Source organism: Agromyces sp. NDB4Y10 (genome assembly GCF_001620055.1).
Lineage (GTDB): Bacteria > Actinomycetota > Actinomycetes > Actinomycetales > Microbacteriaceae > Agromyces > Agromyces indicus.
Genome location: NZ_LQGY01000004.1, coordinates 1 through 26,686, shown reverse-complemented (window position 1 = coordinate 26,686; position 26,686 = coordinate 1). Strand labels below are relative to the sequence as shown.

The 26,686-nt window shown below is 73.1% G+C and carries 29 protein-coding genes, 1 tRNA gene and 1 rRNA gene; 2 read left to right on the top strand and 29 right to left on the bottom strand.

Features of this window, described 5'->3' with window-relative positions:
* Positions 1–181 precede the first annotated feature (181 nt).
* The 10 genes from AVP42_RS01055 to AVP42_RS01010 all read right to left on the bottom strand — a co-directional run bounded on the left by AVP42_RS01055 (position 182) and on the right by AVP42_RS01010 (position 7,082).
* A complete protein-coding gene (locus tag AVP42_RS01055; RefSeq protein ID WP_067945263.1) occupies positions 182–1,093 on the bottom strand; it encodes a hypothetical protein in 912 nt (303 codons plus the stop codon).
* A gap of 186 nt (positions 1,094–1,279) precedes the next feature.
* Complete coding sequence (locus AVP42_RS01050; protein WP_082846887.1) at positions 1,280–1,477, bottom strand: hypothetical protein; 198 nt, start codon at positions 1,475–1,477, stop codon at positions 1,280–1,282.
* Between the two features lie 133 nt (positions 1,478–1,610).
* A complete protein-coding gene (locus AVP42_RS01045; protein WP_067945261.1) occupies positions 1,611–2,384 on the bottom strand; it encodes a glycosyltransferase family A protein in 774 nt (257 codons plus the stop codon).
* Positions 2,385–2,448: 64 nt separating this feature from the next.
* On the bottom strand, positions 2,449–4,110 hold the full coding sequence (locus tag AVP42_RS01040) for a SulP family inorganic anion transporter (RefSeq protein WP_067945259.1): 1,662 nt from the start codon (positions 4,108–4,110) through the stop codon (positions 2,449–2,451).
* Positions 4,107–4,517, bottom strand: a complete 411-nt coding sequence (locus AVP42_RS01035) for a helix-turn-helix transcriptional regulator (protein WP_067945257.1) — start codon at positions 4,515–4,517, stop codon at positions 4,107–4,109. Before AVP42_RS01035 ends, AVP42_RS01040 begins: the two co-directional genes overlap by 4 nt.
* 109 nt (positions 4,518–4,626) lie before the next feature.
* Positions 4,627–5,208, bottom strand: a complete 582-nt coding sequence (locus AVP42_RS01030) for a mismatch-specific DNA-glycosylase (protein WP_067945255.1) — start codon at positions 5,206–5,208, stop codon at positions 4,627–4,629.
* Positions 5,208–5,663 carry an NUDIX domain-containing protein gene (locus tag AVP42_RS01025; RefSeq protein WP_082846886.1) on the bottom strand — a complete coding sequence of 152 codons (456 nt, stop codon included), beginning with the start codon at positions 5,661–5,663 and terminating at the stop codon, positions 5,208–5,210. The genes AVP42_RS01030 and AVP42_RS01025 overlap by 1 nt, the downstream gene beginning before the upstream one ends.
* Positions 5,664–5,763: 100 nt before the next feature.
* A tRNA-Pro gene (locus AVP42_RS01020) sits at positions 5,764–5,837 on the bottom strand.
* Between the two features lie 112 nt (positions 5,838–5,949).
* A complete protein-coding gene (locus AVP42_RS01015) occupies positions 5,950–6,606 on the bottom strand; it encodes a hypothetical protein (RefSeq protein ID WP_067945253.1) in 657 nt (218 codons plus the stop codon).
* Positions 6,603–7,082, bottom strand: a complete 480-nt coding sequence (locus AVP42_RS01010; RefSeq protein WP_067945252.1) for a MarR family winged helix-turn-helix transcriptional regulator — start codon at positions 7,080–7,082, stop codon at positions 6,603–6,605. The genes AVP42_RS01015 and AVP42_RS01010 overlap by 4 nt, the downstream gene beginning before the upstream one ends.
* A 75-nt stretch (positions 7,083–7,157) precedes the next feature.
* On the opposite strand from AVP42_RS01010, the gene AVP42_RS01005 reads away from it, so the two are divergent.
* The gene (locus tag AVP42_RS01005) at positions 7,158–7,781 is read left to right on the top strand and encodes a GNAT family N-acetyltransferase (protein ID WP_067945251.1); all 624 of its coding nucleotides are present in this window, start codon (positions 7,158–7,160) and stop codon (positions 7,779–7,781) included.
* Between the two features lie 19 nt (positions 7,782–7,800).
* On the opposite strand, the gene AVP42_RS01000 is transcribed toward AVP42_RS01005, so the two are convergent.
* Both AVP42_RS01000 and AVP42_RS00995 read right to left on the bottom strand, forming a co-directional pair.
* Positions 7,801–8,721 carry a CHAD domain-containing protein gene (locus AVP42_RS01000; protein ID WP_067945249.1) on the bottom strand — a complete coding sequence of 307 codons (921 nt, stop codon included), beginning with the start codon at positions 8,719–8,721 and terminating at the stop codon, positions 7,801–7,803.
* Between the two features lie 52 nt (positions 8,722–8,773).
* Entirely contained in the window at positions 8,774–9,220 is a 447-nt protein-coding gene (locus AVP42_RS00995; RefSeq protein ID WP_067945247.1) for a nitroreductase/quinone reductase family protein, read from the bottom strand.
* Between the two features lie 55 nt (positions 9,221–9,275).
* Between AVP42_RS00995 and AVP42_RS00990 the strand changes: the two genes are divergently transcribed.
* The gene (locus AVP42_RS00990) at positions 9,276–10,082 is read left to right on the top strand and encodes a YqjF family protein (RefSeq protein ID WP_067945245.1); all 807 of its coding nucleotides are present in this window, start codon (positions 9,276–9,278) and stop codon (positions 10,080–10,082) included.
* Positions 10,083–10,132: 50 nt separating this feature from the next.
* Here the strand turns inward: AVP42_RS00990 and der are convergent, their stop codons facing one another.
* The 17 genes from der to rrf all read right to left on the bottom strand — a co-directional run bounded on the left by der (position 10,133) and on the right by rrf (position 26,682).
* Positions 10,133–11,641 (bottom strand): ribosome biogenesis GTPase Der, encoded by a 1,509-nt coding sequence (gene der / locus AVP42_RS00985; protein WP_067945243.1) that lies wholly within the window; start codon positions 11,639–11,641, stop codon positions 10,133–10,135.
* Positions 11,642–11,693: 52 nt separating this feature from the next.
* On the bottom strand, positions 11,694–12,401 hold the full coding sequence (cmk, locus tag AVP42_RS00980; protein ID WP_067945241.1) for a (d)CMP kinase: 708 nt from the start codon (positions 12,399–12,401) through the stop codon (positions 11,694–11,696).
* A 3-nt stretch (positions 12,402–12,404) separates the two neighbouring features.
* Positions 12,405–13,487, bottom strand: a complete 1,083-nt coding sequence (locus AVP42_RS00975; protein WP_067945240.1) for a prephenate dehydrogenase — start codon at positions 13,485–13,487, stop codon at positions 12,405–12,407.
* A gap of 1 nt (position 13,488) precedes the next feature.
* The gene (locus tag AVP42_RS00970) at positions 13,489–14,277 is read right to left on the bottom strand and encodes a pseudouridine synthase (protein ID WP_067945238.1); all 789 of its coding nucleotides are present in this window, start codon (positions 14,275–14,277) and stop codon (positions 13,489–13,491) included.
* Positions 14,264–14,959: an SMC-Scp complex subunit ScpB gene (locus AVP42_RS00965; protein WP_067945236.1), complete on the bottom strand. Its 696-nt coding sequence runs from the start codon at positions 14,957–14,959 to the stop codon at positions 14,264–14,266. Before AVP42_RS00965 ends, AVP42_RS00970 begins: the two co-directional genes overlap by 14 nt.
* Complete coding sequence (locus AVP42_RS00960; RefSeq protein WP_067945468.1) at positions 14,949–15,788, bottom strand: ScpA family protein; 840 nt, start codon at positions 15,786–15,788, stop codon at positions 14,949–14,951. The genes AVP42_RS00965 and AVP42_RS00960 overlap by 11 nt, the downstream gene beginning before the upstream one ends.
* A gap of 40 nt (positions 15,789–15,828) precedes the next feature.
* On the bottom strand, positions 15,829–16,716 hold the full coding sequence (locus tag AVP42_RS00955) for a ParA family protein (protein WP_067945234.1): 888 nt from the start codon (positions 16,714–16,716) through the stop codon (positions 15,829–15,831).
* Positions 16,717–16,761: 45 nt separating this feature from the next.
* Complete coding sequence (xerD, locus tag AVP42_RS00950; protein WP_067945232.1) at positions 16,762–17,667, bottom strand: site-specific tyrosine recombinase XerD; 906 nt, start codon at positions 17,665–17,667, stop codon at positions 16,762–16,764.
* On the bottom strand, positions 17,667–18,308 hold the full coding sequence (locus AVP42_RS00945) for an NUDIX hydrolase (RefSeq protein ID WP_067945230.1): 642 nt from the start codon (positions 18,306–18,308) through the stop codon (positions 17,667–17,669). The genes xerD and AVP42_RS00945 overlap by 1 nt, the downstream gene beginning before the upstream one ends.
* Positions 18,301–19,959 (bottom strand): CTP synthase, encoded by a 1,659-nt coding sequence (locus tag AVP42_RS00940; protein ID WP_197466913.1) that lies wholly within the window; start codon positions 19,957–19,959, stop codon positions 18,301–18,303. Before AVP42_RS00940 ends, AVP42_RS00945 begins: the two co-directional genes overlap by 8 nt.
* A gap of 210 nt (positions 19,960–20,169) precedes the next feature.
* On the bottom strand, positions 20,170–21,864 hold the full coding sequence (recN, locus tag AVP42_RS00935; protein ID WP_067945228.1) for a DNA repair protein RecN: 1,695 nt from the start codon (positions 21,862–21,864) through the stop codon (positions 20,170–20,172).
* The gene (locus AVP42_RS00930) at positions 21,857–22,813 is read right to left on the bottom strand and encodes an NAD kinase (protein ID WP_067945226.1); all 957 of its coding nucleotides are present in this window, start codon (positions 22,811–22,813) and stop codon (positions 21,857–21,859) included. The genes recN and AVP42_RS00930 overlap by 8 nt, the downstream gene beginning before the upstream one ends.
* On the bottom strand, positions 22,768–23,583 hold the full coding sequence (locus tag AVP42_RS00925; RefSeq protein WP_067945224.1) for a TlyA family RNA methyltransferase: 816 nt from the start codon (positions 23,581–23,583) through the stop codon (positions 22,768–22,770). Before AVP42_RS00925 ends, AVP42_RS00930 begins: the two co-directional genes overlap by 46 nt.
* Positions 23,580–23,765 (bottom strand): hypothetical protein, encoded by a 186-nt coding sequence (locus tag AVP42_RS00920; RefSeq protein ID WP_067945222.1) that lies wholly within the window; start codon positions 23,763–23,765, stop codon positions 23,580–23,582. Before AVP42_RS00920 ends, AVP42_RS00925 begins: the two co-directional genes overlap by 4 nt.
* 70 nt (positions 23,766–23,835) lie before the next feature.
* A complete protein-coding gene (locus AVP42_RS00915; RefSeq protein ID WP_067945220.1) occupies positions 23,836–24,867 on the bottom strand; it encodes an HAD-IIA family hydrolase in 1,032 nt (343 codons plus the stop codon).
* On the bottom strand, positions 24,864–26,432 hold the full coding sequence (locus tag AVP42_RS16820) for a hypothetical protein (protein ID WP_067945218.1): 1,569 nt from the start codon (positions 26,430–26,432) through the stop codon (positions 24,864–24,866). The genes AVP42_RS00915 and AVP42_RS16820 overlap by 4 nt, the downstream gene beginning before the upstream one ends.
* A gap of 133 nt (positions 26,433–26,565) precedes the next feature.
* Positions 26,566–26,682, bottom strand: a 5S ribosomal RNA gene (gene rrf, locus AVP42_RS00905).
* Positions 26,683–26,686 lie beyond the last annotated feature (4 nt).

The window sequence follows — 26,686 nt, the reverse complement described above, 5'->3', positions numbered from 1 at the left end:
GCGCGATCGCCGTGCGGAGGCCATCCGTCACGGGCGGCGGCGCGGGCGCAGAGACCCGCGCAGCGCAAACGAGCACCGCCCGCTCGCCGCGTCGGACGCGGACGAGCGGGCGGTGCTCGAACGGGGGCTCAGCCGGTGGCCGTCGACCTTCGAAGGTCCGGGCCGAACCGGGTGGCGGGGATCAGTACCAGCCGACCGACACCGAGTGCGACCAAGCGCCGCAGGGGGTGCCGTAGCGGCCGGAGATGTAGCCCAGGCCCCACTTGATCTGCGTGGCGGCACTGGTCTGCCAGTCGGCACCGGCCGTCGCCATCTTGTCGCCGGGGAGGGCCTGCGGGATGCCGTACGCGCCGCTGGAGGGGTTCGTGGCGTAGACGTTCCAGCCCGACTCCTTGTTCCAGAGGTCGACGAGGCAGCCGAACTGGTCGTCGCCCCAGCCGTACATGGACGACATGAGGTCGCGGGCGATCGCCTGCGCACCGCTCGGGTTCGCCGGGCCGGACGGGTAGGACGGCGTGCTCGGCTCCGCCTGTGCCTCGGCGGCGGCCTTCTCAGCCGCGGCCTTCTCAGCGGCGGCCTTCTCGGCCGCGGCCTTCTCGGCGGCGGCCTTGTCGAACGCGGCGATCTCGGCCTTGACCTGGTCGGCGTGCTCGGTGGCGACGTCGACGAGCTCGAACACGCGCTCCGGAGCGAGGTAGGTGTAGTGCTCGAGCGTCGCGACCGTGGACGCGAGCTCGGCAGCATCGGCCTTGCCCTCGGCGGCGGCGAGCGTGTCGCCGGCGACGGTGAGGGTGTCCTCCGCGTACTTCACGGCCTGGGCCTGGAGGATGCCGCCGTGGGCATCGAGCTGCTCGATGCCGCGGTTGTGGGCCTCGGCGAGCGCCGCGGTCTCCGCGATGCGGGCGTGCTCGTCGGCGACGGCGCCCTGCAGGGCGAAGCCGGAACCGACGAGCGCGCCGACGGCCACGACCGCGCCGGAGGCGAGCAGCGTCCGGCGGTTGCGACGCGTGCGTCGGACGCGGGTTCGCGTCGTCGCGAGGTCTTCGGGAGTGGGGTGCTGGGGGGCGTTGGGGGAAGTCGTCTCGTTGCGCATAGATGTCACGTGTCGGCGCGCGCGTGCTGTGCCGGCGCGCCGAGGTTCCTGTCGTCTCGGTGCAGTGAAGGGGGGTCGCCGTGGCGAAGCGGCCAGTCTGCACGGACTTCCTCCACGAGTCGTGCCCGTTTCCTGTGAAAGTCGTCAAAGGTATCGACATTTCCTCATGGACACGTGGGATCCGGTTCATCTTCCGGCGTGCGAGAAGTCCGGGTATCCCTGCCACTCCCCCGGGCCGTGCGAGCGCACGAAGGCCGTGTGCACCCGTTCGCAGGCGCTGCGGAGCGTGGCCGACCAACCGAGCAGTCGGCCCTCGAACTCGGCCCGGTAGCGGATGTCGCCGTCGAGGCGGACGATCGTGACGCGACCGTACTCGCGACCCATCGTGTCGACCAGGCGCCATCGGCCGGGTTCGGGCTCGTCGGCGGCGAGGATCGGATGCCAGGTGACCAGTGCTGCTCCCTCCAGAGCGCCCCGGCCGGCGTGCCTCCCATGGTACGCCGCCGCTCCGGCGACGTCAGCGCGAGGGGCGGACGACGGGGCGCCGCGGGCGGCTGCGCGGGCGCACGGCGCGGCGGTACCACCGGTACCAGGGGAACTCGGCCGGCCAGTGGGACACGATCGAGTGCATGCCGCGCCGCAGTCGCAGCATCCGGTCGCCCGAGAGGGCTCGCATCGAGACGCCCATCGTGAGCCGGTGGTCGTAGCGGATGCGGCGCCGCGGGCCGAGGTGCACCGACAGGTCCATGTCGTCGTGCATGAGCGGGTCGTGGCGGTGCACCCGGTCGCGCACCTCCAGCCATGCGGATCGCCGAGCGGCGAAGTTCGAGCCGAAGAGCGGCACGTGGCCGAGGGCGGGCGTGACCGTGGCGAAGTAGCTGCCGAGGTAGGCCAGCGCGAGTGGACGGCGCCACCGGACGGGCCCGTCGATGAACGTCGCGGGACCCGTGATGGCGGTGAGCTCGGGGTCGTCGGCGAACGTCGAGGAGATGTGCGCGATCCAGCCGGGCGGCGGCACGGAGTCGGCGTCGAGCCGTGCGACGATCTCGCATCGCGCCTCATCGAACCCGCGGGCCGACGCGGCCGGGATCCCGGCCTCGGGCTCGGCGACGACCCGCGCCCCGGCTGCCCTGGCGACGTCGGCGGAGTCGTCGGTCGACCCGTTGTCCACGACGACGATCTCGTCCGGGCGGACCTGCTGTTCGGCGAGTGCGGCGAGGCATCTCCTGAGCACGTCGGCATCGTCCTTGACGGGGATGACGACCGAGACGGTGGGCGCAGGGGCGGGCATGCCTCCATCGTGCCCGAGCCCCGGATGCCGCGGCAGGGGCTTGCCGAACGCCCCGCGGAGACGCTCAGCCGTGCGCCTCCGCGGTGCGCCGGGCGTGGCTGCGGGCGTGCTCGACGGCGGCGGCGAGGTCGTCGAAGAGGTGGTTGCGGTGCCGGAGGGAGGCGATCACGCCCACTCGGGTGGCGAGCTCGAGGTGGCGGCCCTGGATGCCCTTCACCAGCACGGTGACCCCGCGCCGCTCGAGCGCGTGGATGAGCTCGGTGATCACCTGGGCGCCCGTGGCGTCGAGCAGTTGGAGTTGCGACATCCGGATGATGACCACGTCGACGTCGCGCAGCGCGCCGACCCGCTGCAGCATCCGCTCGGCCGCGCCGAAGAACAGCGCACCCTCGAGGCGGAACAGCGCGATGCGCTCGTCGCCGGCCTCCGCGGGAGCCGGCAGCTCTTCGCGGTGCACGCCGCTCGATCGGGCGAGCGTGCGCAGGGCGAGGAACGCGGCGACGGCGATGCCGACGAGGACCGCGGTGATCAGGTCGACGCTCACGGTCACGATCGCGGTGCCGACGAAGACCATCGCGTCGGCCCGCGTGGCTCCCATGACGGTGCGGACGGTCGCCAACGAGATCATGCGGGTGGCGGTGACCATGAGCACGCCCGCGAGCGCCGCGAGCGGGATGGCGGCGACGACGGCCGCGCCGATCGCGACGATCCCGGCGAGCAGCACGGCATGGAGGACCGCGGCGAGGCGCGTCCGACCACCCGAGCGGACGTTCACCGCGGTGCGCGCGATCGCGCCCGTCGCGGGCATGCCGCCGAACACCGCGGACGCGACCGAGGCGAGCCCCTGGCCGACGAGCTCGCGGTCGGCGTCGTACGGACCGGTGTCGGAGATGGTCGCCGCGACCCGCGCCGAGAGGAGCGACTCGATGGCGGCGAGCGCCGCGACGGTCGCGGCGGGCAGCAGCAGCGCGCCGAGCGTCTCGAGGTCGATGGCCGGCACCACCGGCGCGGGCAGCCCGGAGGGCAGTTCGCCGATCGTGGCGACGGGCGCGGCGGCGAGCGTGGTCATGACGGTCGCGACGACGATCGCGATGATCGAGCCGGGTACGAGCGGGTGGATGCGCGGGGCGGCGAGCATGACCGCGGCGACGACCGCGACGACGGCGAGGGCCCACGCGGCATCCGGCCATGACGTGCGCGTCACCGCGTCGACGGCGCCGACGATGGCGTTGACGCCCTCGGTCGCGGGCACGCCGAGCGCGGAGGGCACCTGCTGCAGGAGGATGATGACGGCGATGCCGAGGGTGAAGCCCTCGATGACCGGCCAGGGGATGAACGTGACGGCCCGGCCGAGCCGGAGGATGCCGGCGGCGAGCACCATGAGCCCGGCCAGCACGCCGACGATCGCGAGCGCGCCGAGTCCGTGCGCGGCGATGATGGGCGCGAGCACGACCACCATCGCTCCGGTCGGACCTGACACCTGCACGTTCGATCCGCCGAACACGGCCGCGACGACGCCCGCGACGATGGCGGTGACCAGGCCGCTCGCCGCCCCGGCGCCCGAGCTCACGCCGAAGGCGAGGGCGAGCGGCAGCGCGACGATGCCGACCGTGATCCCCGCCACGAGGTCGCCCTTCCAGGTGCGACGCACGTCGCGGTAGTCGGCGGCGCCGGGCAGCAGCGAGCGGATGGCGCGTGCGGCGCGCGGCATGGGCGCGGCGGTCATGCGCCGGCCCGGGTCGCTGCGGCATTCGTCGTCGCGTCGGCCGTCTCGGGCGGAGCGAGGTCGGGCAGCGCGGACTGCTCGAGGAGCTGCCGTTCGGTGGTCTGCAGCACCTCGGCGAGCAGCGCCCGCGCGACGCGCAGCAGGTCGGCGACCTGCGGGTAGGCGAGCCGGTAGCGCACCTGGTTGCCGCGGCGCTCGGCGGTGACGAGCCCGTAGTTGCGGAGGACGGCGAGGTGCTGCGAGAGGTGGGAGGCCTCGAGTCCGGTCGCCTCGAGCAGGTCGGAGACGGGCGTCTCGCCGGCGGATGACGCGAGCACCTCGAGCACGCGCACCCGGAGCGGGTGCGCGAGGCCCTTGAAGAGGTTGGCCTTGACCTCGTACAGCGGGCGACTGGCGTCCGAGAACATGCACTCCCCTAATGGATTGACGGATTCATCAATCCATTATGCGCTCCTGCTCCCGTGTCGTCCGCAGGACCTTCGCCACGCCGCCCGGACGGCCCGGTCGACGATGCGCTCAGCGCGCCGGAGGGTGCAGCTCGATCCCCGCGGCGCTCGCCGGTTCGGCGTACGCCGCCGCGAGGTCGGCGACCGTCGCGTGCGCGTTGAGCCCGCTCGGGTTGGGCACCACCCAGAGCTCGGCGTCGGCGAGCCGTTCCTCCTGCCGCCCCGCCGTGGCCTTCGGCCGGTCGAAACCCTGCCGGTAGGCGGTGAGGCCGACGATCGCGACGACGAGCGGATGCCACGCAGCGACGTCGGCGGCGAGCCTCGCCGCTCCGGCGCGCAGCTCGGCGCGGTCGAGTTCGTCGGCCCGGGCGGTGGCCCGGTGCACGAGGTTGGAGATGCCGATGCCGGCGTCGAGGAACATCCGCCGGTCCTCCTCGGTGAATCCATCGGCGAAGCGCGGCATCCGCGGGATGATGCCCGCCGCGACGAGGGCGGGGTAGAACCGGTTGCCGGGGTGGGCGAAGTGGGTGCCGGTGGCGGCGGTCCAGAGGCCGGGGTTGATGCCGACGAACACGAGCCTGGGACGCTCGGGCATGAGGTCGTCGACGCTCCGGCCCCGGAACGACTCGAGCTCGGCGCGCGTGAACCCCATCAGTGCCGGTCCCCGTCGTGCGACGCGGTCGCCGGGGCGTCGGCCGCCACCGGAGCGTCGATCGAGGCGATGCCCGCGGATCGCAGCAGCTCGAGCAGGTCGGTGGTGAGCGGCATCCCCGGCAGGTCGCCGGACGGGACCCAGCGCGCATCGTCGGCGTCGTCGCCGTGGTCGAGCGTCCCGCCGAGGACGGCTGCGGCGAAGCCGTGGACCTCGTACTCGATGCCGGTCCCGGCGGGGACGCGGATCGTCCAGAGTTCCCGGCCCACCAGGACGCGCAGCCCGGTCTCCTCGAGCGCTTCGCGCGCCGCCGCCGCCTCGAGCGTCTCCCCCGGTTCGACGCGGCCGCCGGGGACGGACCACCGTCCGCGCTGCGGCTCGTGCGCCCGCCGGACGAGGAGCACGCGACCGTCGGCGTCGGTGATGACCGCGCCGACCGCGAGCACCGTGTCCATGTCCTTCACCGTACGGCCTCGGGCGCCGTGCCGGGCGGCGCGGGAGGGACGACGAAGGCCCGGAACCTCGCGTGATCCGCGTGGTTCCGGGCCTCTCCGGTCGGGCTGACAGGATTTGAACCTGCGACCCCTTGACCCCCAGTCAAGTGCGCTACCAAGCTGCGCCACAGCCCGATGTCCTCCGCGTTCCCGCAGAAGACAACTCGACCATCATAGCGGCATCGGAGGGGGTGCTCGTGCACACGCGGACCGCCGCGGCATCCGGTCGGCGGTGGCCGTGGTCCGCTCAGATGTGCCGGCGCACGGCGGCCATGAACCCGCTCGGGTCGTCGACCCAGATGCGAACCTCGTCGACCGCCTGCCGGCCGCCCTTGGGCGCGGTGCCGGGCAGGGCGACGACCGTCGGCCGCTCGAGCTCGATGGTGATCACGGTCCGGTCCTGCATCCGGAGCGACAGGATGCGGGTGCCGTCCGCCTCGGTCACCCGCGGTGACTTGGGTTCGTCGGTGCGTCGGTCGAGCGCGACGGACGCGATGTCGTCCCAGGACAGCGGCAGGTCGATCTCGAGGCCTTCGCGCACCCGGATCCCGTCGGGTCCGACGGTGTGCGGGCGCATCAGGTAGGCCGCGAGGAGGCCGATCATCCAGGTGAGCCCCCAGATGCCGAGGATCAGGAACGAGATGCGCACGACGGGCCACCGGTGCACGATCAGGTCGATGATCGGGATCTCGACCGCCGAGAGCACGATGAACACCATGAGGATCGTGAACACCGGGGCGTGGTAGGCGAATCCGGTGGCTCCGGGCGCGACGGCGGGACGGCGGGCGACGAGTCGACCGATGCTCGCGTAGATGCGGAGCTCGAGCTTCAGCGCGCGCAGCGCGAAGACGCCGAGGCGACGAGCGGCGGACGGCCGGGTGGCCGGCTGGACGTCGGCGCTCATGGGACCGGCTCGATCGGCGGCGCTGCGGTTCGGCCGGCACCCGAGGCGGCGACGAGTCCCCGGAGGCGTTCGGCGACCGCGTCGATGCCGCGGAGGAACGCGTCTCGGTCGGCCGCCGGCACGGCCTCGAGCAGGGTCGCCGACAGCTCGTGGTGGTCGCGCTGCATCTCGCGCATGAGTTCCTCGGCCGGCGGGGTGAGCGTCACGAGCGTCGCCCGGCGGTCGGTCGGGTGCGGCGAGCGTTCGACGTAGCCGGCCTGCTCGAGCGCGTCGACGAGGCCGGTGACGTTGCGGGCGCTCACCTCGAGGCGGGTCGCGAGGGCCTGCTGCGTGGACGGCCCGGCATGCACGAGGTCCCAGAGGACGCGGGTGCGGGCCGTGGTCAGCGACGTGCCGGAGAACTCGCGGGCGAGATCGCGCTGGAAGAGTTCGCTGATCTCGAGCAGCCGGTCGAGCACGGTGGGGCCGGGGGTCATATCGTGATGTTACTTCATCATTACCCACATTCACTACGGTAGGCGGATGTCGCCGCATGGCGATACGGTCACCCCATGGACCGACCCGACCACGACCACGCGCCGCCGGCGACGAGCCTGCGCATCGTCCCCGCCGCCACGGTCCCCTTCGCCGACGTCGAGGCGGTGTTCGGCACGCGCGGGGACCCGGCCGGCTGCTGGTGCCAGTGGTACAAGGTGCGCGGTGCCGACTGGCGGGAGGCGACGCCGGCCGAGCTCCGCGAGCGGCTCGCCGCGCAACTGGCCGAGCCCGGGCCGGGTCCCGGCCTCCTGGCGTACGACGGTGCGACCCCCGTGGGATGGTGCGCGGTCGAACCACGCCCGGCACTCGTCCGCCTGCAGCACAGCCCCGTCGGCTCCGCCACCACCGAACCGGACTTCGCGGACGCCGGGATCTGGTCGGTCTCCTGCTTCGTCATCCCGCGACGCTTCCGCCGGAAGGGCGTCGCGACCGCCCTCGCCGCTGCAGCCGTCGAGACCGCCCGCGAGCACGGCGCACGGATCGTCGAGGCCTACGCCGTCGACCCGGCCGAACGCGACAAGCCGCCCGCCGCCGAGCTGTTCCCGGGCACCGTCTCGATGTTCGAGGCGGCGGGCTTCACCGAGGTCGCGAGGCCCAAGCCGCACCGGGTCGTGATGCAGCGGCGCCTCGCCGAGTGAGCGGTCGGAGCCCGACCCGCTACCCGTGCTTCGCGTGCCACCTCCGTGCCGCATCGAGCAGGTCGTCGACCGCATCGGCCAGGCGCCCCAGGTGGCGGTCGGCGCGAGCGTCGGCGTCGTCGGCGAGCCGGTGGAGCGCGTCGCCCGGTCGACCCGCGTGCGCCTCATGCGCGGCCGCACGCCGAAGGTGCTCCGCGAAGAGCAGCTCGTCGCGGTGATCGCCGAGCACGTCGTGGATCTCGTCGCCCGCCTCGGCCAGCGCCACGGCCCGCTCGCCGAACAGCTCGACGGGCGGCTGCGTCACCGCCTCCGCGGCGTAGCGCAGCCGCCGAGCGGCCTTCCGCAGGTCGTGCAGGTCCTCGGCTCCCGCGCCATCCGGCAGCCGACGGGCCCGTTTCGCCGCGCGACGGGCCTCGCGGTCGAGCAGCCGGGCGAGCTCGCGGTGCGCCGGCCGTCCCGCCCGCTCGACGAGGGGCGGGTCGCGCAGCACGCGATCCAGTTCCTCCAGCCTGGCGACGGCCCGCGGCAACCGCTGCCGCTCGGCGAACCGCGCGTGCGCACGATCGTGGGCGGCGGTCTCGTCGTCGATCAGGATGCTGCGCACGCGCGCCCGTTCGTCGGGAGTCGCGAAGCGCCCCGCCTCGTCGGCGTCCGCGAGCGCGGCCTCGGCGACCTGGACGCGCACCTCGAGGTCGCGCACGGTGCCGAGCTCGTGGCCGAGCTCGCGGAGCCGGCGCCGCAGCCCGGTCACCACGCCGGCGTCGAGCACCGGCCCGTAGGCGGCGAGCAGACTGCGCAGGCGACGCACGCTCGTGCGCATCTGGTGCAGCGCGTCCGGCTCGTCCGCGAGCGCGAGGGGCCGGTACTCCTCGAGGCGGTCCCGCACGTCGACGAGCGCCCACAGCACGACCGTCCCCGCGTCCTCGTCGCGCTCCCCCATCCGCCCATGCTCGGGGTCAGCGCTCGTCCCGTCAACCGTCGGACGGGGTCGCTCACTGCACGGGTTCGCAGATCACCACCGGGATCTCGCGACGGGTACGACGCTGGTAGTGCTCGTAGCCGGGATAGGCGGCGGTGATCCGCGGCCAGAGCTCCGCCTTCTCCGCGGGCGTCGCAGTGCGCGCCCGCATGGGCCGGCTCCCCTCACGGAAGTCGACGACCACGTCGGGATGGTCGACGAGGTTCAGGTACCAGGCCGGATGCCGGTCGTCTCCACCCCTCGACGCGACCAGGACCACCCGGTCCGGCTCGGCGATCGGCGCCGAGAGGATCGTGGTCCGCGGCCGCCCCGTGCGGCGTCCGACCGTGTGGAGTTCGACGGTGACGAGTCGTCCGATGCGCCATCCGAGGCGGCCCCCGGTGACCCGGATGACCCAGCGGTGCACGCCTGCGAGCACCGCGAGCCCTCGGTCGCCGAGCACGCCGCCGGATGATGCCATGCCCTGAGCCTACGCAGGCGCGCCCCCTCGCGTCCGGACGGGCGGTCGCGGCAGGATGGACTGCGTGGACGGACTGCCGCGCACCGCACCCCCGCTGCCGGGACGCGTGGTCGTCGAGCAGCACTGGCGCGACCTACTGTTCCTGCACTGGCGGGTGGAGCCGTCTCGCGTGCAGCGGTTCCTTCCGAAGGGCACGCGACCCGACATCGTCGACGGCACCACCTGGGTCGGGCTCATCCCGTTCGTGCTCGCCGACACCCGGTTCCCGCCCCTGCCCCCGCTGCACCGCCTCGGCACGTTCGTCGAGGTGAACGTGCGGCTGTACGCGCGCGACGCGTCGGGTCGACACGGGGTCGTGTTCCGCACGCTCGAGGCCGGGCGCCTGCTGCCCGTGATCGCCGCGCGGGTCGGCTTCGGCCTGCCGTACCACTGGGCACGCGCCGGCGTCACGAGGCGAGCGGATGCCGCGGGCTTCGAGCTCGACTTCCGGAGCCGCCGTCACGGCCCCGGCGGGCCGGCCACCCGAATCCGTGCGCGCCTGGGCGAACCGCTCCCGGAGCACGCGCCCGATGCGGCGCTCGCCCATTTCCTCACCGACCGGTGGGGGCACCACGAGCGGCACCTCGGCCGCACGATGTGGGCGCGGAACACGCATGCGCCGTGGCCGCTCCAGCGTGCGGAACTCCTCCAGCTCGACGACGAACTCCTCGCAGCGAGCGGCTTCCCGGACCTGGCCGATCGACTGCCCGACTCGGTCCTGGCCTCGACCGGCGTGCGCACGGCGTTCAGCCGCCCGCGTGCGATCCGGACGCGCGCGTGGGCGCTCCCGGCGCTCGGAGCGCATCGCCCCGCGCCGGCCTGACCACGCGGGCGGACCCTCGGCGCTGCGGCATCCGCTCGCCGGCAGGCCGCCTAGCGCTGGCGCTTCTCGCGCACGCGCATGTTCGTGACGATGGGCGTGCCGACGAAGCCGTAGATCTCGCGCAGGCGGCGCTGGATGAACCGGCGGTACCCCGGGTCGAGGAAGCCGGTCGTGAACAGCACGAACGTCGGCGGGCGCGTGGAGGCCTGCGTGCCGAACAGGATGCGGGGCTGCTTGCCGCCGCGCACCGGGTGCGGGTGCTCCTGCGTGAGCTCGGTGAGGAACGCGTTGAACTTGCCCGTCGGGATGCGCGTGTCCCACGACTCGAGCGCCGTCTCAAGGGCGGGCACGAGCTTCTCGAGGTGGCGTCCCGTCTTCGCCGAGATGTTCACCCGCGGCGCCCACGCCACGTGGTGCAGATCCTGCTCGATCTCGCGCTCGAGGTACCGGCGGCGGTCGTCGTCGAGGAGGTCCCACTTGTTGTAGGCGAGCACGAGCGCACGGCCCGACTCGAGCACGAGGTCGATGATGCGCACGTCCTGCTCCGAGATGGGCTGCGAGACGTCGAGCAGCACCACGGCGACCTCGGCCTTCTCGAGTGCCGCCTGCGTGCGCAGCGATGCGTAGAAGTCGGCGCCCTGCTGCAGGTGCACCCGGCGGCGGATGCCGGCGGTGTCGACGAAGCGCCAGACCTTGCCGCCGAGCTCGATCTGCTCGTCGACCGGGTCCCGCGTCGTGCCCGCGAGCTCGTTCACGACCACGCGCTCCTCGCGCGCGGCCTTGTTGAGCAGGCTCGACTTGCCGACGTTCGGCCGGCCGAGGATCGCCACGCGGCGGGGACCGCCGAACTCCTCCTTCGCCACGGCCGAGACCTGCGGGAGGACCGTGAAGACCTCCTCGAGCAGGTCGGCGACGCCGCGGCCGTGCAGGGCCGACACGGGGTACGGCTCGCCGAGGCCGAGGTTCCAGAGCGCGGCGGCCTCGGGCTCCTGCCGGGCGTCGTCGACCTTGTTGGCGACGAGGAACACGGGCTTCTTGGTCTTCCGGAGCAGCCGGACCACGTGCTCGTCGGTCGCGGTCGCGCCGACGGTGGCGTCCACGACGAACAGCACCACGTCGGAGAGGTCGATCGCGACCTCGGCCTGGGCGGCCACGGACGCGTCGATGCCCTTGGCGTCCGGCTCCCAGCCGCCGGTGTCGACGAGCGTGAACCGGCGGTCGAGCCACTCGCCCTTGTAGGAGACGCGGTCGCGGGTGACGCCGGGAGTGTCCTCGACGACCGCCTCACGGCGGCCGAGGATGCGGTTCACGAGCGCGGACTTGCCGACGTTCGGGCGGCCCACGATCGCGATGACCGGCAGCGCCGGCAGGAACCGGATGCCCTCCTCGCCCTCGTCGGACAGCTCGAGGAGGTCGAGGTCCTCCTCGTCGAGGTCGTACTCCTCGAGGCCCGAGCGGAGCGCGGCCGCGCGCTGCTCGGCGAGTTCCTCGTCGACGCCGGCGAGGCGCTCGGCGAGATCGTCGTCGGGGGCGTCGAACTCGTCGTCGCGGTCGGTCATGTCAGCTCCTGGAAGGTCTCGGGGGTCGCGCGCGAGCGCACAACCTGTCTATTCAACCAGTACGAACCTGAGCATCGCGGATGACGGCGAGCACCGCCTCCACGGTCGCGTCGAAGTCGAGGTCGGTGGAGTCCACCGTGGTGACGCCCTCCGCGGCGTTCATGAAGTCGACGACCTTCGAGTCAGCGGCATCCCGGGCGCGCAACTGGGCGCCGGTCGCGGCGGCCGAGTGGCCGACGAGCTCGGCCGAACGACGCGCCATGCGCACCGCCTCGGAGGCGGTGAGCAGGATCCGGACCGGGGCGTCGGGGGCGACGACGGTGGTGATGTCGCGTCCCTCGACGACGATGCCCGGCCGCTCCTCGGCGGCCATGATCGCCCGGAACACCTCGATGAGGTGCGTTCGCACCTCGGGCACGCGCGCGACCGCGCTCACGACGGCCGAGATCCCCGGCTCGCGGATCGCCTCGGTCACGTCCGTGTCGCCGACGTGCACGGCGTACCCGTGCGGGTCGGTGCCGATGCGGTAGTCGAACGAGTCGAGGCACGAGACGACGGATGCCGCGTCATCCGTGTCGACGCCCGACGCGCTCGCGTGCCAGGCGAGCGCCCGGTAGGCCGCACCGGTGTCGAGGAACCCCCAGCCGAGCCGGCGCGCGACCTCCTTCGAGACGCTGGACTTGCCGCTGCCGGCGGGGCCGTCGATGGCGACGACGACGGGGTATTCGACGGGGTGGGTGGACTGGGGTGGGTGGGGCACGTTCTATCCTGCGATCCGCCAGCCGCGTGCGGCCAGCTCGGTGGTGAGTCGGTCGGCCGCTTCGGGCACGACCGCGATCTCCGCGAGGCCGACCTGGCGGCCGGGCGAGTGCTCGAGGCGGAGGTCTTCGAGGTTCACGCCGATCTCGCCGACCTCGGCGAGCAGCCGGGCGAGCTGGCCGGGCCGGTCGTCGACCATGACGATGACGGTCGTGAAGCGCTTGTCGGTGCCGTGCTTGCCGGGCAGGCGCTCGACACCCGTGTTGCCGCCCGTGAGCTCCTCGGCGACGCGGCGGCGGGCGCCGGGCGCGGCAGGGTCGGCGAGCGCCTCGATGAACCGGTCGAGGTCGTCGCGGTAGGCCAGCAGGATGTCGCGGACGGACCCGGCGTTGGCGCCGAGGATCTGCACCCACAGGTCGGGGTCGCTCGCCGCGATGCGGGTCACGTCGCGCACGCCCTGTCCGGCGAGCCCGAGCGCGGCGTTCGGCGCGTCGATGAACCGCCGCGCCATGATCGTCGCGACGACCTGCGGCACGTGGGAGATGAGCGCGACGCCGCGGTCATGCTCCTCCGGGGTCATCTCGACGAGCGTCGCACCGAGGTCGAGGATGAGGTCGTCGATGGCGCTCGCGCGCTGGTAGCTGATCTCGTCGTGCGCGGCGACGACCCAGGGTCGTCCGGCGAAGAGGTCGGCGCGGGCGGCGAGGGGCCCACCGCGCTCGCGACCGGCGAGGGGGTGCGAGCCGATGTAGCGGGCGACGTCGGCGCCGGTCGACTCGAGCTCGGCGAGGATGCCGGCCTTGACGCTTGCGACATCCGTCACGATCGCGTCGGGGAACGCGGCGAGCTCGTCGGCCACGACGCGGGCCGTGACGTCGGGCGGGACGGCCACGACGACGAGCTGCGGGGCATCGTCGGGCAGGGCCGGGCGCCCCGCGCCGAGGTCGACGGCGAGCGCCACGTGCGTCGGCGACGCGTCGGCGAGGATCACGTCGATGCCGCGGCCCCGGAGTCCCAGTGCGATGCTCGTGCCCAGCAGGCCGGTGCCGACGACGCGGACCGGCCCGACCAGTCGTGACTCGACCACCTCAGCCGTTCCCCTTCCGCTGCTCGTCCGCGGCCCGCGCGATCGTGAGCAGCGCGCCGAGTTCGACTCTAGTCAACTCGCGCAGGGCGCCCGACTTCAGGGTGCCGAGGTGCAGCGGCCCGAACTGGCGGCGCACGAGCTCGACGACGGGGTGTCCGACGGCGTCGAGCATACGGCGCACGATGCGGTTGCGTCCGGAGTGGAGGGTCACCTCGACCATGGTGTGGCCGGCTCCGGCCTGCGTCTGGAGGATCTTCGCCCGGTCGGCGCGGATGGGGCCGTCCTCGAGGTCGATGCCGCGCTTCAGCTGCTGCAGCGTCTGCGGGGTCATCCGGCCCTTCACCTTTGCGATGTAGGTCTTCTCGACGCCGAACGACGGGTGCGCGAGCACGTGGGCGAGCTCGCCGTCGTTGGTGAGGAGCAGCAGTCCGCTGGTGTCGCCGTCGAGCCGGCCGACGTTGAACACGCGCACGTCGAGCGCGTCGGTGAACGTGCGGAGGTCGGGCCGGCCCTGCTCGTCGCGCATCGACGAGACGACGCCGCGCGGCTTGTTGAGCATGAAGTAGCGCTTCTCCTGGTCGAGCTGCACCGCCGTGCCGTCGACGGCGACCTTGTCGGCGACCGGGTCGATCCGCGACCCGAGCTCGGTCACGACGCGGCCGTTGACCTCCACGCGACCCTCGACGATCAGCTGCTCGGCCACGCGCCGGCTCGCGACGCCCGCCGCAGCGAGCGCCTTCTGGAGCCGCACCCCCTCGGGGGCGCCGCCGGGCTGGTCAGGCGTGGTCACGTTCGAATCCCTCCTGGCCGCCGTCGAGCAGCGGCGAGATCGGCGGCAGCTCGTCGAGCGACGAGACGCCGAGGTTCGTCAGCAGCACGTCGGTCGTGCCGTACAGGATGGCGCCGGTCTCCTCGTCCGTGTCGACCTCGGTGATGAGGCCGCGGCCGAGCAGCGTGCGCACCACGGAGTCGACGTTGACCGCGCGGATGGACGCGATGGACGACCGGGAGATCGGCTGCTTGTAGGCGATCACCGCGAGCGTCTCGAGCGCGGCCTGCGACAACCGGGTCGAGGTCTGGACGGTGACGACGTCGGTGATGAGGCGGTCGTACTCGGCGCGCGCGTAGAAGCGCCACCCGCCGCCGACCTCGCGCAGTTCGAAGGCACGACGGATGCCGCCGGCCGGGGCCGACTCCCCCGCGTCGGTGCGAGGCTCGCCCGAGGGGGCTCCCCCGTCGTAGTCGGCGCGCAGCCGCGCGATCGCCGCACGGACCTCGGCGAGCGGACGCTGGACCGCCGCGGCGAGGTGCACGAGCGACTGCGGTTCGTCGGCGATGAACAGGATGGCCTCGAGGGCGCGGTCGAGGTCGAGCCGTGGCTGGCCGGGCACGTCGAGCGGGGTCGACACCGACACCTCCGGTCCCTCGCCGACCGCGGCGGTCTCCCTCGCGTCGGAGGTCTCAGTCGTCATAGTCGGCTCCCAGGCTCTCGAGTCGGTCGTCGGACCAGCCGTCCCCGGCCGCCCACCGCAGCGTCAGTTCGCCGAGCGGTTCGAGCTGCTCGAACCCGATGGCGGCGTTGCGGTAGAGCTCGAGCACGGCGAGGAACCGCGCGACGACGATGCCGGGGCGGTCGACGCCGGCGATCAGCTGCCGGAACGTGACGGGGTCGCCGCGCCGCAGCACGGCGACGACGTGGGCGGCCTGCTCGCGGATGGACACGAGCGGTGCGTGCAGGTGGTCGAGCCCCACCACGGGGATCTCGCGCGGCGTGAGCGCGAGCATCGCGAGCGCGGCGAAGTCGTCGGCGCCGAGGGTCCAGCGCAGTTCGGGCTCGCGCTGGCGGAACCGCTCCTCGAGCCGCACCGTGCGGGCGTGCCGCAACGACTCCGCCTCGATCCGCCCGCCGAACCAGCGCGCGGCCTCCTTGAACGCGCGGTACTGCAGCAGGCGGGCGAAGAGCAGGTCGCGCGCTTCGAGCAGGGCCACGTCCTCGGCATCGACGAGCTCGCCCTGCGGCAGGAGCCCGGCGACCTTCAGGTCGAGCAGCGTCGCCGCGACGACGAGGAACTCGCTCGCGCGATCGAGGTCCTCGTTCGTCTCGATGCCGCGCAGGTAGGCGATGAACTCGTCCGTCACGGCCGAGAGCGACACCTCGGTGATGTCGAGCTCGTGCTTGGCGATGAGCGAGAGCAGCAGGTCGAACGGGCCCTCGAAGTTCGACAGGGCCACGCGGAACCCGGCATCGGGCGCGGACTCGGCGGCGCCGTCGACGGGCGCGGGCGCCGCGGCATCCGTCATCGCGGCGCCCGCCGCGCCGTCGATCGCCGCCGCGCTCGGCTCAGGCGACCGCGCCACGGTCGACCAGCTCCCGGGCGAGCTGCCGGTACGCGCGCGAGGCCGGGTGCTCGGGCGCGAACTCGGTGATCGGCGTCGCCGCGACGGTCGCGTCGGGGAACTTCACCGTGCGCGTGATGACGGTCTCGAGCACCTGGTCGCCGAACGCCTCGACCACGCGCTCGAGCACCTCGCGCGAGTGCAGCGTGCGGGCGTCGTACATGGTCGCGAGGATGCCGTCGAGCGTGATCGCCGGGTTGAGGCGGTCGCGCACCTTGTCGATGGTCTCGATGAGCAGCGCGACGCCGCGCAGCGCGAAGTACTCGCACTCGAGCGGGATGATCACGCCGTGGCTCGCGGTGAGCGCGTTCACCGTGAGCAGGCCGAGCGACGGCTGGCAGTCGATGAGGATGACGTCGTAGTCGCCCGACACCTTGCGGAGCACGCTCGCGAGGATCTGCTCGCGGGCCACCTCGGTCACGAGGTGCACCTCGGCGGCCGACAGGTCGATGTTCGCCGGGATGACGTCGAGCCCGTCGACGCGGGTCGCCTGGATCGCGTCGCGCGGCTGGACGTTGCGCGAGAGCAGCAGGTCGTAGATCGTCGGCACGTCGTGCGTCTGCACGCCGAGGCCCGCCGAGAGCGCGCCCTGCGGGTCGAAGTCGATGGCGAGCACGCGACGGCCGTAGTCGGCGAGCGCGGCCCCGAGGTTGATGGTCGTCGTGGTCTTGCCGACGCCGCCCTTCTGGTTGCAGAGCGCGATGATGCGCGCGGGGCCGTGCGAGGCCAGGTGCGGCGGTTCGGCGAACTGGCGGAGGGGCCGACCGGTGGGACCGAGATCCGACTCCAGCGTGGCGGTGCCGTCCGCCGGGTCGTAGGTCTCCTTGGTCACGGTGCGGTTCTCTCTCCCGTTGTCGGCTGCGATGCTTGGTCGATTCTAACGAGCGCGGGGGTGCGCGGTCGTGTACATCTCCCGGAGTGTATCGGCCGTGACGAGCGTGTAGATCTGCGTGGTCGCCACGGAGGCGTGTCCCAGCAGCTCCTGAACCACGCGCACGTCGGCGCCGCCCGCGAGGAGGTGGGTCGCGAACGAGTGCCGCAGCGTGTGGGGTGAGACGGATGCCGCGACGCCGGCCCGGTCCGCGGCATCCTGCAGCACCTGCCATACGGCCTGCCGCGACAGGCGGCGACCGCGCGTGCCGAGGAAGAGCGCTGGCGTGGCGGGGCCGCGCGCGGAGAGCACGGGGCGGGAGCGGACCAGGTAGGCGTCGATCGCACGGCGGGCGTAGCTGCCGACGGGCACGATGCGCTGCGTGCCGCCCTTGCCGAACAGCCGCACGACCTCGTCGTCGACGAGGTCGTCGACGTTCAGCGCGGTGGCCTCCGACACGCGTGCGCCGGTCGCGTAGAGCAGTTCGAGCAGGGCGACGTCGCGCAGGGCGATCACGTCGTCGCCGACGCGCGCGGCCTCGATGATGGCGGCCACCTGCTCGACGGGGATCGCCTTGGGCAGCCGCGTGGGCTGCTTCGGCGGCCGCAGTTCCCGGGACGGGTCGGTCGGCGTGCGCCCCTCCTCGGCGAGGAACCGGTGCAGGCCCCGCACCGCGGAGAGCACCCGCGCGATCGACGACACGGCCAGGCGCGGCTCGCGTTCAGCGCTCAGGTGGCGGAGGAACGCCGACAGGTCGGCTTCGGTGGCTCGCTCGGGGCCCTCGATGCCGGCCGAGTCGAGCCACGCCTCGTAGATCGCGAGGTCGCGCCGGTAGGAGGCGAGCGTGTTGCGCGCCAGGCCGCGTTCCACGGTGAGGTGCCGCAGGTAGTCGTCGACCGCGCGCGAGTCCACTAGGCCTCCGGTCGGTTGGCGGGGTGGGCCGGCCACGGCGCGTCGGCGGGGGCGAGGCTCCGCCACCCGCGGTCGCGGGCCGCGGCCGCGGCGAGCACGCCGATGGTGAGCGACGGGTTGCCGAGCCGCCGCGCGAGCACGGCGTCGACGCAGTCGTCGAGCGGCACCCAGCGCAGCTCCATGTCCGCCTCCTCGTGCTCGCGGTCGAACGGGGCGTCGGTGGCGCGCACCTCTCGGGCGAGGAAGATGCGGATCGCCTCGCTGCTGCCGCCGGGGGTCGTGAAGTAGTCCGCCAGCACCGCCCAGTCGGATGCCACGAGGTCGGCCTCCTCCGCGAGTTCGCGCTGCGCGGCCTCGAGCGCGGGCTCGTGCTGCACGTCGAGCAGGCCCGCGGGGATCTCCCAGTCGCGCGCGCGGACCGGGTGGCGGTACTGCTTGATGAGCAGGACGCGCTCCTCGTCGTCGAGCACGAGCACGGCGACCGCACCGGGGTGGTCGACGTACTCGCGTTCGATGCGCGTCGCGTCGTCGCCGTAGGCGAAGGCGTCGCGGCGCACGTCCCAGATCCGCCCCTCGAACACGGTCTCCCGGTCGAGGAGCGGCAGGTCGACGAACTCGTCGGCCGGCTGCGACTCAGGCATTCTCGACGTCGAACAGGAGGCTGGCCTGCTGACGCTCGAGGGCCGCGGCGACGAGCCCGCGGAAGAGCGGGTGCGCGTCGTTCGGGCGGCTCCGGAGCTCGGGGTGGGCCTGCGTCGCGACGTAGAACGGGTGCGTCTCGCGGGGCAGCTCGACGAACTCGACGAGGTGCCGGTCGGGCGACATGCCGGAGAAGACGAGGCCGGCTTCGGCGATCCGGTCGCGGTAGGCGTTGTTCACCTCGTAGCGGTGGCGGTGGCGCTCGGACACGTCGGTCGAGCCGTACAGCTCGGCGACGATCGAGCCCTCGTCGAGCTTCGCGGGGTAGAGGCCGAGGCGCATGGTGCCGCCCAGGTCGCCGCCCGCGATGATCTCGACCTGCTCCTCCATCGTGGCGATGACGGGGAACTCGGTGTCGGGGTCGAACTCGCTCGACGACGCGCCGGGGAGGCCGGCCACGTTGCGGGAGTACTCGATGACCATGCACTGCAGGCCGAGGCAGAGCCCGAGCGTCGGGATGCCGTTCTCGCGCGCGAAGTGGAGCGCGCCGAGCTTGCCCTCGATGCCGCGGACGCCGAACCCGCCGGGCACGAGGATCCCGTCGAGGTGGGCGAGGCGTTCCTTGGCGCCCTCGGGCGTGCGGCATTCGTCGGACGGGATCCACTCGATCCGCACCTTGGTCTCGTTCGCGAAGCCGCCCGCGCGGAGCGCCTCGGTCACCGACAGGTACGCGTCGGGGAGGTCGATGTACTTGCCGACGAGTCCGATGGTGACCTCGTGCTTCGGGTCGTGCACGACCTCGAGCAGGTCGCGCCATCCGGACCAGTCGACGTCGCCCGCCTGGTCGCCCAGGCCGAGCGCCTCGATGAGGTAGGCGTCGAGCCCCTGGTCGTGCAGCATCGTCGGGATGTCGTAGATGGATGGCACGTCCACGGCGTTCACGACCGCCGCCTCGTCGACGTCGCACATGAGCGCGATCTTGCGCTTGTTCCCCTCGGTCACCGGGCGGTCGCTGCGCAGCACGAGCGCGTCGGGCTGGATGCCGATGGAGCGCAGCGCGGCCACCGAGTGCTGCGTGGGCTTGGTCTTCTGCTCGCCCGACGCACCCATGAACGGCACCAGCGAGACGTGCACGAAGAACACGTTCTTGCGTCCGAGTTCGTGGCGCACCTGGCGCGCGGACTCGATGAAGGGCTGCGACTCGATGTCGCCGACGGTGCCGCCGATCTCGGTGATGATCACGTCCGGCTTGGGCGTCTCGGTCGCCTGGAGGCGCATGCGGCGCTTGATCTCGTCGGTGATGTGCGGGATGACCTGCACGGTGTCGCCGAGGTACTCGCCGCGGCGCTCCTTGGCGATGACGGTGGAGTAGATCTGCCCGGTCGTCACGTTCGCGGCCTGCGACAGGTTGATGTCGAGGAAGCGCTCGTAGTGCCCGATGTCGAGGTCGGTCTCGGCGCCGTCGTCGGTGACGAACACCTCGCCGTGCTGGAACGGGTTCATGGTGCCCGGATCGACGTTGAGGTAGGGGTCGAGCTTCTGCATCACCACCCGCAGGCCCCGGGCCGTGAGGAGGTTGCCCAGGCTGGCCGCCGTGAGTCCCTTGCCCAATGAGGAAACGACACCGCCGGTCACGAAGATGTGCTTGGTCACGTCGTTCGTGAGGTCAGTGTTCGAAATGTCTGCGCCGCGATCATCCACCACGGGCTCCCAGTCTATGCGACTCCCGGCTGGGAATGCCCCGACATGCGGAGTCCGCTCGGCTCGATCGGGCGGTCCGGGCGTGTCGCCGGGGCAAGCGCGATGACGGATGCCGCTGGCGGGCCCGCTCCGACCTGTGCCCGCCGTGGGGCGGATCGAAGGTCAGGCCGCCGCGTCGGCGATCTCGAGGAGTTCGCGCGCGTGGGCGAGTCCGCTCTCGGAGTCGGCGAGGCCGGAGAGCAGGCGGGCCATCTCCGCCTCGCGGTCCGCGCCGTGCAGCTGGCGCACGCTCGAGGCGGTGACGCGGCCGTCGGTGCCCTTCACGACGCTCAGGTGGTTGGTGGCGAACGCCGCGACCTGCGCCAGGTGGGTGACCACGATGACCTGCGCCCGCTCGGCGAGCCGCGCGAGCCGGCGGCCGATCTCGATGGCCGCAGCACCGCCGACGCCCGCATCGACCTCGTCGAAGACGAAGGTGGGTACCGGGTCGGCGCCGGCGATGACGACCTCGATCGCGAGCATGACGCGGGAGAGCTCGCCGCCGGACGCGCCCTTCGCGACCGGACGCGGCTGGGCGCCGGGGTGCGGGCGGAGCAGGATCGACACCTGGTCGCGGCCGTTGGGGCCCGGCTCGTCCGTGCGGTCGACGGACACGGTGAGTTCGGCGTCGGGCATCGCGAGCGCGGCGAGCTCGGCGGTCACGGCGCCCGCGAGCCGCTCGGCCGCCGACTCCCGGAGCGCGCTGACCCGGTCGGCGAGCTCGCCGACCTCGGCGGCACGTCGCTCGACGGCCTGCTCGAGCTCGGCGATGCGGTCGTCGTCGCCGTCGAGCTCGACGAGACGCAGTCCGCCGTCATGGCGGAAGGCGAGCACCTCGTCGAGCGACCCGTGCCGGCGCATGAGGCTCGCGAGCACGGCCCGACGCTCCTGGACGGTCTCGAGCTCGGCCGCGCCGTCGGCGTCGAGGCCCGCGAGGTAGCCGGACAGCTCGGCCGCGGCATCCGCGAGTGCGAAGCCGGCCCCGGCGACCGCCTCCGCGATCGGCGCGAGCGCGGGATCGTGGGAGACGACGCGGTCGACGTGGCGGCGGGCCGCTTCGACGAGGGTCACGGCGTCCGGCGTGTCGTCGGCCGGTGCTTCGGCGGAGATGAGCTCGTGCGCCTGGGCGGCGGCGAGTCGCAGGTCCTCGAGGTTCGTCAGCCGGTCCGCTCGCTCCGCCAGCGCCGCGTCCTCGCCGGGCTGCGGATCGGCCGTCTCGATCTCCTCGAGGGCGATGCGGAGTTCCTCGGCTTCGCGGGCACGCGCGTCATGCTCCTCGCGGAGGCGCGCGAGCTCGTCCGCGTCGGATCGCCAGGTCCGGTAGGCGGTGCGATACGCCTCGAGTGCGGCAGCGAGATCGGCGCCGGCGAACCGGTCGAGCGCGTCGCGCTGGGCGGCGGTCGAGCGGAGACGCTGCTGGTCGGCCTGCCCGTGCACGACGACGAGGTGGTCGGCGAGCTCGCCGAGCACCCCGACGGGTGCACTGCGTCCGCCCACGATGGCGCGGCTGCGGCCCTCGGCGGAAACGGAGCGGCCGAGGAGCAGCTCTCCCCCGTCGAGGTCGCCGCCGGCGTCGGCGACGCGCTCGGCGACGGTCTCGGGGTCCTCGAGGAGCCAGCGCCCCTCGACCCACGCCTGCTTGGCGCCGGCCCGGACGGTGGCGGCGTCGGCGCGGGCGCCGAGGAGCAGCCCGAGTGCCGTCACGACCATCGTCTTGCCCGCTCCGGTCTCGCCCGTGACGGCGGTGAAGCCCGGTCCGAGCGGCAGCGTCGCCTCGGCGATCACGCCGAGGTCGCGGATGGCGAGTTCCTCAATCACCGGCGACCGGCCCCCTCCACCCCGTGACGGGGAGCTGGAACTTGTTGACGAGCCGGTCGGTGAACGGAGCCTGGTGCAGGCGTGCCAACCGCACGGGCACGGGCGAACGGCGCACGATGACGCGGGCACCCGCCGGCAGCTCGAACATGCGTCGCCCGTCGCACCAGATCACGGCGGACGCCTCGGTGCGTTGGAGCACCTCGACCGCGAGCGACGAATCCGGCCCGACCACGAGGGGTCGGGCGAAGAGCGCATGGGCGCTGAGCGGTACGAGCAGCAGCGCCTCGACGGCCGGCCACACGACCGGTCCGCCGGCCGAGAAGGAGTAGGCGGTCGAGCCGGTGGGCGTGGACATGACCACACCGTCGCAGCCGAACGACGACAGCGGGCGCCGGTCGACCTCGATGACCACCTCGAGCATCCGCTCGCGCTCGGCCTTCTCGACGGTCGCCTCGTTGAGGGCCCAGCCCTCGTAGACGACGTCGTCGCCGACCTTCGCCCGGACCGAGAGCGTCATGCGCTCCTCGACCGTGTAATCGCGCGCGACCGCTCGGCCGACGGTGTAGCCGAGGTCGTCGCGCTCGCTCTCGGCGAGGAACCCGACATGCCCGAGATTGACACCGAGGAGGGGCACCGGGTGCTCGCGCGTGAGTTCGGCGGCCCGCAGGATGGTGCCGTCGCCGCCGAGGACGATGACGAGCTCGAGGTGCCTGGGCGACACCTCCTCGAGACGACGCACCATCCCCTCGAGCTCGGGGAGCTGGCGGAGCACGTCGTGCCACTGCTCGGCGGCGATGACCGGGACGGCGCCGGCGGCGACCAGCTGCCCGCACACGTCGGCCGTCGCCTCGAGGGCGGCCTGCCGGCCCGTGTGCGACACCACGAGGAAATGCCGTGCATCGCTCACGCCGTGACGCCTCCCGTCGCTTCTCTGACCCGACCGGACCATTCTGACGGATCGCCGCCTCGGGTCGGGCTGAGGAGCACGAGCACCTCGCGATTCCCGTGCGTCCCCGCGATTGGGGAGGAGCGCACGCCGGCGGTCCTCAGGCCGAGGTCGTGGGCGGCCCAGAGCACGCCCATGACGGCGTCCTCACGCGCGGCCGGGTCGCGGACGACGCCCTCTCGCGTGTTGCTGCGACCGACTTCGAACTGCGGCTTGACGAGCAGCACGAACTCCCCCGTCGGGTCAGCGGTGTCGCGGAGCGCCGGGAGCACGGTCGCGAGGGAGATGAACGAGAGATCGGCGACGACGAGGGTCGGTCGCTCGTCGACGCCGGTGAGCCGCGCCAGCGTCTCGGGGTCGAGGTGGCGCACGTTGCATCCCTCGACGGCGACGAGTCCGGGTGTGCCGGCCAGTTGCGGCGAGAGCTGCCCGTGGCCGACGTCGACGGCGAGCACGGTCCTCGCCCCGCGCTCCAGCAGCACCTGGCTGAACCCGCCCGTCGATGCGCCGGCGTCGAGCACGACGCGACCGGCGGGGTCGACGCCGAACGCGTCGAGCGCGGCGATGAGCTTGTGCGCGGCGCGGCTGACGTAGTGGTCGGATGCCGCGACCTCGAGCACCGCATCATCGCCCACCCGGTGGGCCGCCTTCGTGACCGGTCGGCCGTCGACGCTCACCACGCCGTCGGCGATGAGCACGGCGGCGTGCGTGCGCGACCGCGCGAGCCCGCGCGCCGCGAGCGCGGCGTCGAGCCTCTCACCGCCGCCCGTCATCCCGCGGCGCGCGCCGGGTCGGACCGCTCGAGTTCGGCGCGGAGCCGCTCGGCCAGTGCGTCGTAGCCGCCCGCGCGCTCCTCGAGCGGCGCGGCCTCGATCCCCTCGAGCGCATCGGCCGTCGCCTCGACGGCGTCGGGGTCGTGCTCGGACGCGTCGCGCTCCAGGTCTGCGGTGCTCACCCTTCCACGGTACCCGGCGCCGCCCACACGGCGGTCGCCGACACGGAACGATCAGCGGGCCGGCGCGAGGTCAGCGGTAGAGCCGCTCGGGCACCTGGAGTGCATGGATGGCCGTGCCGCACTCCCAGATGGCGTGGCACGCGGCACGCAGCAGGTCGAGCGGGTCGTCGCCGTCGCGCTCGATCTCCACCGTGCGTCCGGTGACGCGCACCGACGCCCGGCCCACGCTGACGGCGCCGCGTCGCCGCTGGATCTCGGGGTACGGCTCGTGCAGGCCGCGGAGGTCGCCGAGGATGAAGTCCGGCCGGCTCGCGGCATCCGCGGCGAGCACCTGCTTGGCCCGGTCGATGCCCGTGAGCACGACCGCCGACGCGATCCCGGCGCGGTTCGCCCCGCGGATGTCGGTGTCCAGCCGGTCGCCCACCATGAGCGGGTTGGACGCTCCGAAGCGATCGCGCGCGACGTCGAAGATCGGCGTCTCGGGCTTGCCGGCGACCTCGGGGAAGCGGCCTGCCGCGGTGTGCACGGCCGAGACCAGCGTGCCGTTGCCGGGAGCGACGCCGCGCTCGACGGGGATCGTCCAGTCCATGTTCGTGGCGATCCACGGGATGCCGCCGGGCTCCCCCGGGCCGCCGTGCGCGTTCAGCGCGAACGTCGCCTCGGCGAGCTGGCGCCAGCCGACGTCGGGGTGGAATCCCTGCATGACGGCGTCGGGGCCGTCGTCGGCGGACCGCGTGACGCGGTAGCCGCCGCGCTCGAGCTCCGCGACGATGCCGTCCCCGCCGACCACGAGCACGAGGCCGCCGGGGGCGACGGATGCCGCGAGCAGCCGCATCGCCGCCTGCGGCGAGGTCACGACCGCGTCGGGGGTCGCGTGGAGCCCGAGCGACGTCAGGTGCGCCGCCACCTGCGCGTCGGTCCGCGAGGCGTTGTTGGTGAGGTAGGCCACCGGACGGGACTCCGCGGCGCGGTTGAGGCTGTCGACCGCGTGGGGAATGGCGTGCGGGCCGGCGTAGACGACGCCGTCGAGATCGGCGAAGATCGCGTCGGCGCCCTCGAGCGGCGAGGCGCCCTCGCGGCGCCGCGCGAACACGGGACTCATGCGCGCTCGGGCTCCGCCTCGTCGGGCTCGTCCGATGCGTCAACCGCCTCGAGGTCGGCCGTCTCGGCGAGGACCGCCGCCACCTCGGGCTCGATCGCGTCGGCGGGGTCTCCGGCCTCGGACTCCGCCTCAGCACCCGCGGCCGGCTCGTCGGACTCCACGGACGGCGGCGCCGGAACGTCGACGCCGCTCGGCTCGGTGCCCTCGAGGTCGAACACCTCGATGAGGTCGAGCCCTTCGCCGGCCAGGGCCGCCTCGGCGCGGCGGGCGCGATCCCGCCAGGCGGCCGCGTCGTCGGCACGGCCGAGTTCCTCCAGCACCTCGGCGTACGCCGAGAACAGCGCCGGGCTGTACGAGAAGGCTCGGTCGGGGTCCAGCTGCGGGATCTCGAGCTCGGCGAGGGCCAGCTCGGGCTGCCCGAGGTCGAGTCGGGCTCCCGACATGGCGATCGCGAGGGCCACCTGCACGGATGCCGGCAGCGTGGAACGGTCGACGGAGCGGCCGAGCTCGAGCGCGCGATCCGGCCGGCCGACGCCGCGCTCGCTGTCGACCATGAGCGGCAGTTGCTCGTCGCTGCCGGAGATGCGGCGATACGTCCGGAGCTCTCGCAGTGCGAGCGCGAAGTCGCCGGTCGCGTAGGCGGTGATCGCGAGCGTCTCACGGACGATCGCGATGCGCCCGGCCCGGCGAGACGCCGAGAGAGCATGCCGATGCGCGAGCGCGGGGTCGTCCTCGAGGACCTCCGCCGCCGCGACCAGGTGACGCGCGACCCAGTCGGCGTTCTCCTTCGTCAGCGTCTTGAGCTCCGCGCGGGCGCTCCGGTCGAGGTCCTTCGGCTGGATGCGCTCGGGCACCTCCGGGTCGTCATGCCGCGGACGCACCTGCAGCTCGGCGGCACCATACCGCTCGGGACGGACGCCGGCATCCTCCCGCGGGCGATGGTCAGCCGACCGGTCAGACGACCTGCGGTCACCATCACGCTGCGGACGCGAGCCGTACGGCTTACGCTCGCCGTCGCGCTGCGGACGCGAGCCGTACGGCTTCCGCTCGCCGTCGCGCTGCGGACGGGACCCGTACGGCTTCCGCTCACCATCGCGGTCAGGACGCGAACCGTACGGCTTCCGCTCACCGTCGCGCTGCGGACGCGACCCGTACGGCTTCCGCTCACCGTCGCGGTCCGGACGCGACCCGTACGGCTTCCGCTCACCGTCGCGGTCCGGACGCGACCCGTACGGCTTCCGCTCACCATCCCGGTCCGGACGCGACCCGTACGGCTTGCGCTCACCATCACGGTCCGGACGCGAACCATACGGCTTCCGCTCGCCGTCGCGCTGCGGACGCGACCCGTACGGCTTGCGCTCACCATCGCGCTGCGGACGCGACCCGTACGGCTTCCGCTCACCGTCGCGCTGCGGACGCCGATCCGAATCGCGTCGCTCGCCGTCGCGATCGGGGCGCTGACGGTAGGGCTGCTTCCGCTCGTTCCGGCCCTGGTCGGTGTCCCGTGGTCGTCGGTCGTTCCGGGGACGCTCGTCGCCCGGGCCGTGCTGCGTCGAATCGCTCACGAATCTTCCTGTCGTGTGGGGAGCCGTCGTGGACTCAACCGTACTGCCGGGCTCGGACCGGCGCGTTAAACGCGGAATGGCCACCCGCCGGCGTTCGCTGTTGAACGCAGTGGGTGGCCACTCCTCAAAGTATGTCCGGCGGTGTCCTACTCTCCCACAGGGTCGCCCCTGCAGTACCATCGGCGCTGCGAGTCTTAGCTTCCGGGTTCGGAATGTGTCCGGGCGTTTCCCTCGCGCTATGGCCGCCGAAACTC

Excerpts from the sequence above, each read along its gene's own strand:
- AVP42_RS01045 (WP_067945261.1), bottom strand. The coding sequence starts at position 2,384 with ATGCCCGCCCCTGCGCCCACCGTCTCGGTCGTCATCCCCGTCAAGGAC.
- AVP42_RS01035 (WP_067945257.1), bottom strand. The coding sequence starts at position 4,517 with ATGTTCTCGGACGCCAGTCGCCCGCTGTACGAGGTCAAGGCCAACCTC.
- AVP42_RS01055 (WP_067945263.1), bottom strand. The coding sequence starts at position 1,093 with ATGCGCAACGAGACGACTTCCCCCAACGCCCCCCAGCACCCCACTCCC.
- AVP42_RS00960 (WP_067945468.1), bottom strand. The coding sequence starts at position 15,788 with ATGACGGATGCCGCGGCGCCCGCGCCCGTCGACGGCGCCGCCGAGTCC.
- AVP42_RS00925 (WP_067945224.1), bottom strand. The coding sequence starts at position 23,583 with ATGACGGGCGGCGGTGAGAGGCTCGACGCCGCGCTCGCGGCGCGCGGG.
- der (WP_067945243.1), bottom strand. The coding sequence starts at position 11,641 with ATGACCGACCGCGACGACGAGTTCGACGCCCCCGACGACGATCTCGCC.
- AVP42_RS00945 (WP_067945230.1), bottom strand. The coding sequence starts at position 18,308 with ATGCCTGAGTCGCAGCCGGCCGACGAGTTCGTCGACCTGCCGCTCCTC.
- AVP42_RS01010 (WP_067945252.1), bottom strand. The coding sequence starts at position 7,082 with ATGACCCCCGGCCCCACCGTGCTCGACCGGCTGCTCGAGATCAGCGAA.
- AVP42_RS01050 (WP_082846887.1), bottom strand. The coding sequence starts at position 1,477 with ATGGGTCGCGAGTACGGTCGCGTCACGATCGTCCGCCTCGACGGCGAC.
- AVP42_RS00915 (WP_067945220.1), bottom strand. The coding sequence starts at position 24,867 with ATGAGTCCCGTGTTCGCGCGGCGCCGCGAGGGCGCCTCGCCGCTCGAG.
- AVP42_RS00995 (WP_067945247.1), bottom strand. The coding sequence starts at position 9,220 with ATGGCATCATCCGGCGGCGTGCTCGGCGACCGAGGGCTCGCGGTGCTC.
- AVP42_RS01005 (WP_067945251.1), top strand. The coding sequence starts at position 7,158 with ATGGACCGACCCGACCACGACCACGCGCCGCCGGCGACGAGCCTGCGC.
- AVP42_RS01040 (WP_067945259.1), bottom strand. The coding sequence starts at position 4,110 with ATGACCGCCGCGCCCATGCCGCGCGCCGCACGCGCCATCCGCTCGCTG.
- AVP42_RS01025 (WP_082846886.1), bottom strand. The coding sequence starts at position 5,663 with ATGGACACGGTGCTCGCGGTCGGCGCGGTCATCACCGACGCCGACGGT.
- AVP42_RS01015 (WP_067945253.1), bottom strand. The coding sequence starts at position 6,606 with ATGAGCGCCGACGTCCAGCCGGCCACCCGGCCGTCCGCCGCTCGTCGC.
- AVP42_RS01030 (WP_067945255.1), bottom strand. The coding sequence starts at position 5,208 with ATGGGGTTCACGCGCGCCGAGCTCGAGTCGTTCCGGGGCCGGAGCGTC.
- AVP42_RS00930 (WP_067945226.1), bottom strand. The coding sequence starts at position 22,813 with ATGGTCCGGTCGGGTCAGAGAAGCGACGGGAGGCGTCACGGCGTGAGC.
- AVP42_RS00990 (WP_067945245.1), top strand. The coding sequence starts at position 9,276 with ATGGACTGCGTGGACGGACTGCCGCGCACCGCACCCCCGCTGCCGGGA.
- AVP42_RS01000 (WP_067945249.1), bottom strand. The coding sequence starts at position 8,721 with ATGGGGGAGCGCGACGAGGACGCGGGGACGGTCGTGCTGTGGGCGCTC.
- AVP42_RS00965 (WP_067945236.1), bottom strand. The coding sequence starts at position 14,959 with ATGACGACTGAGACCTCCGACGCGAGGGAGACCGCCGCGGTCGGCGAG.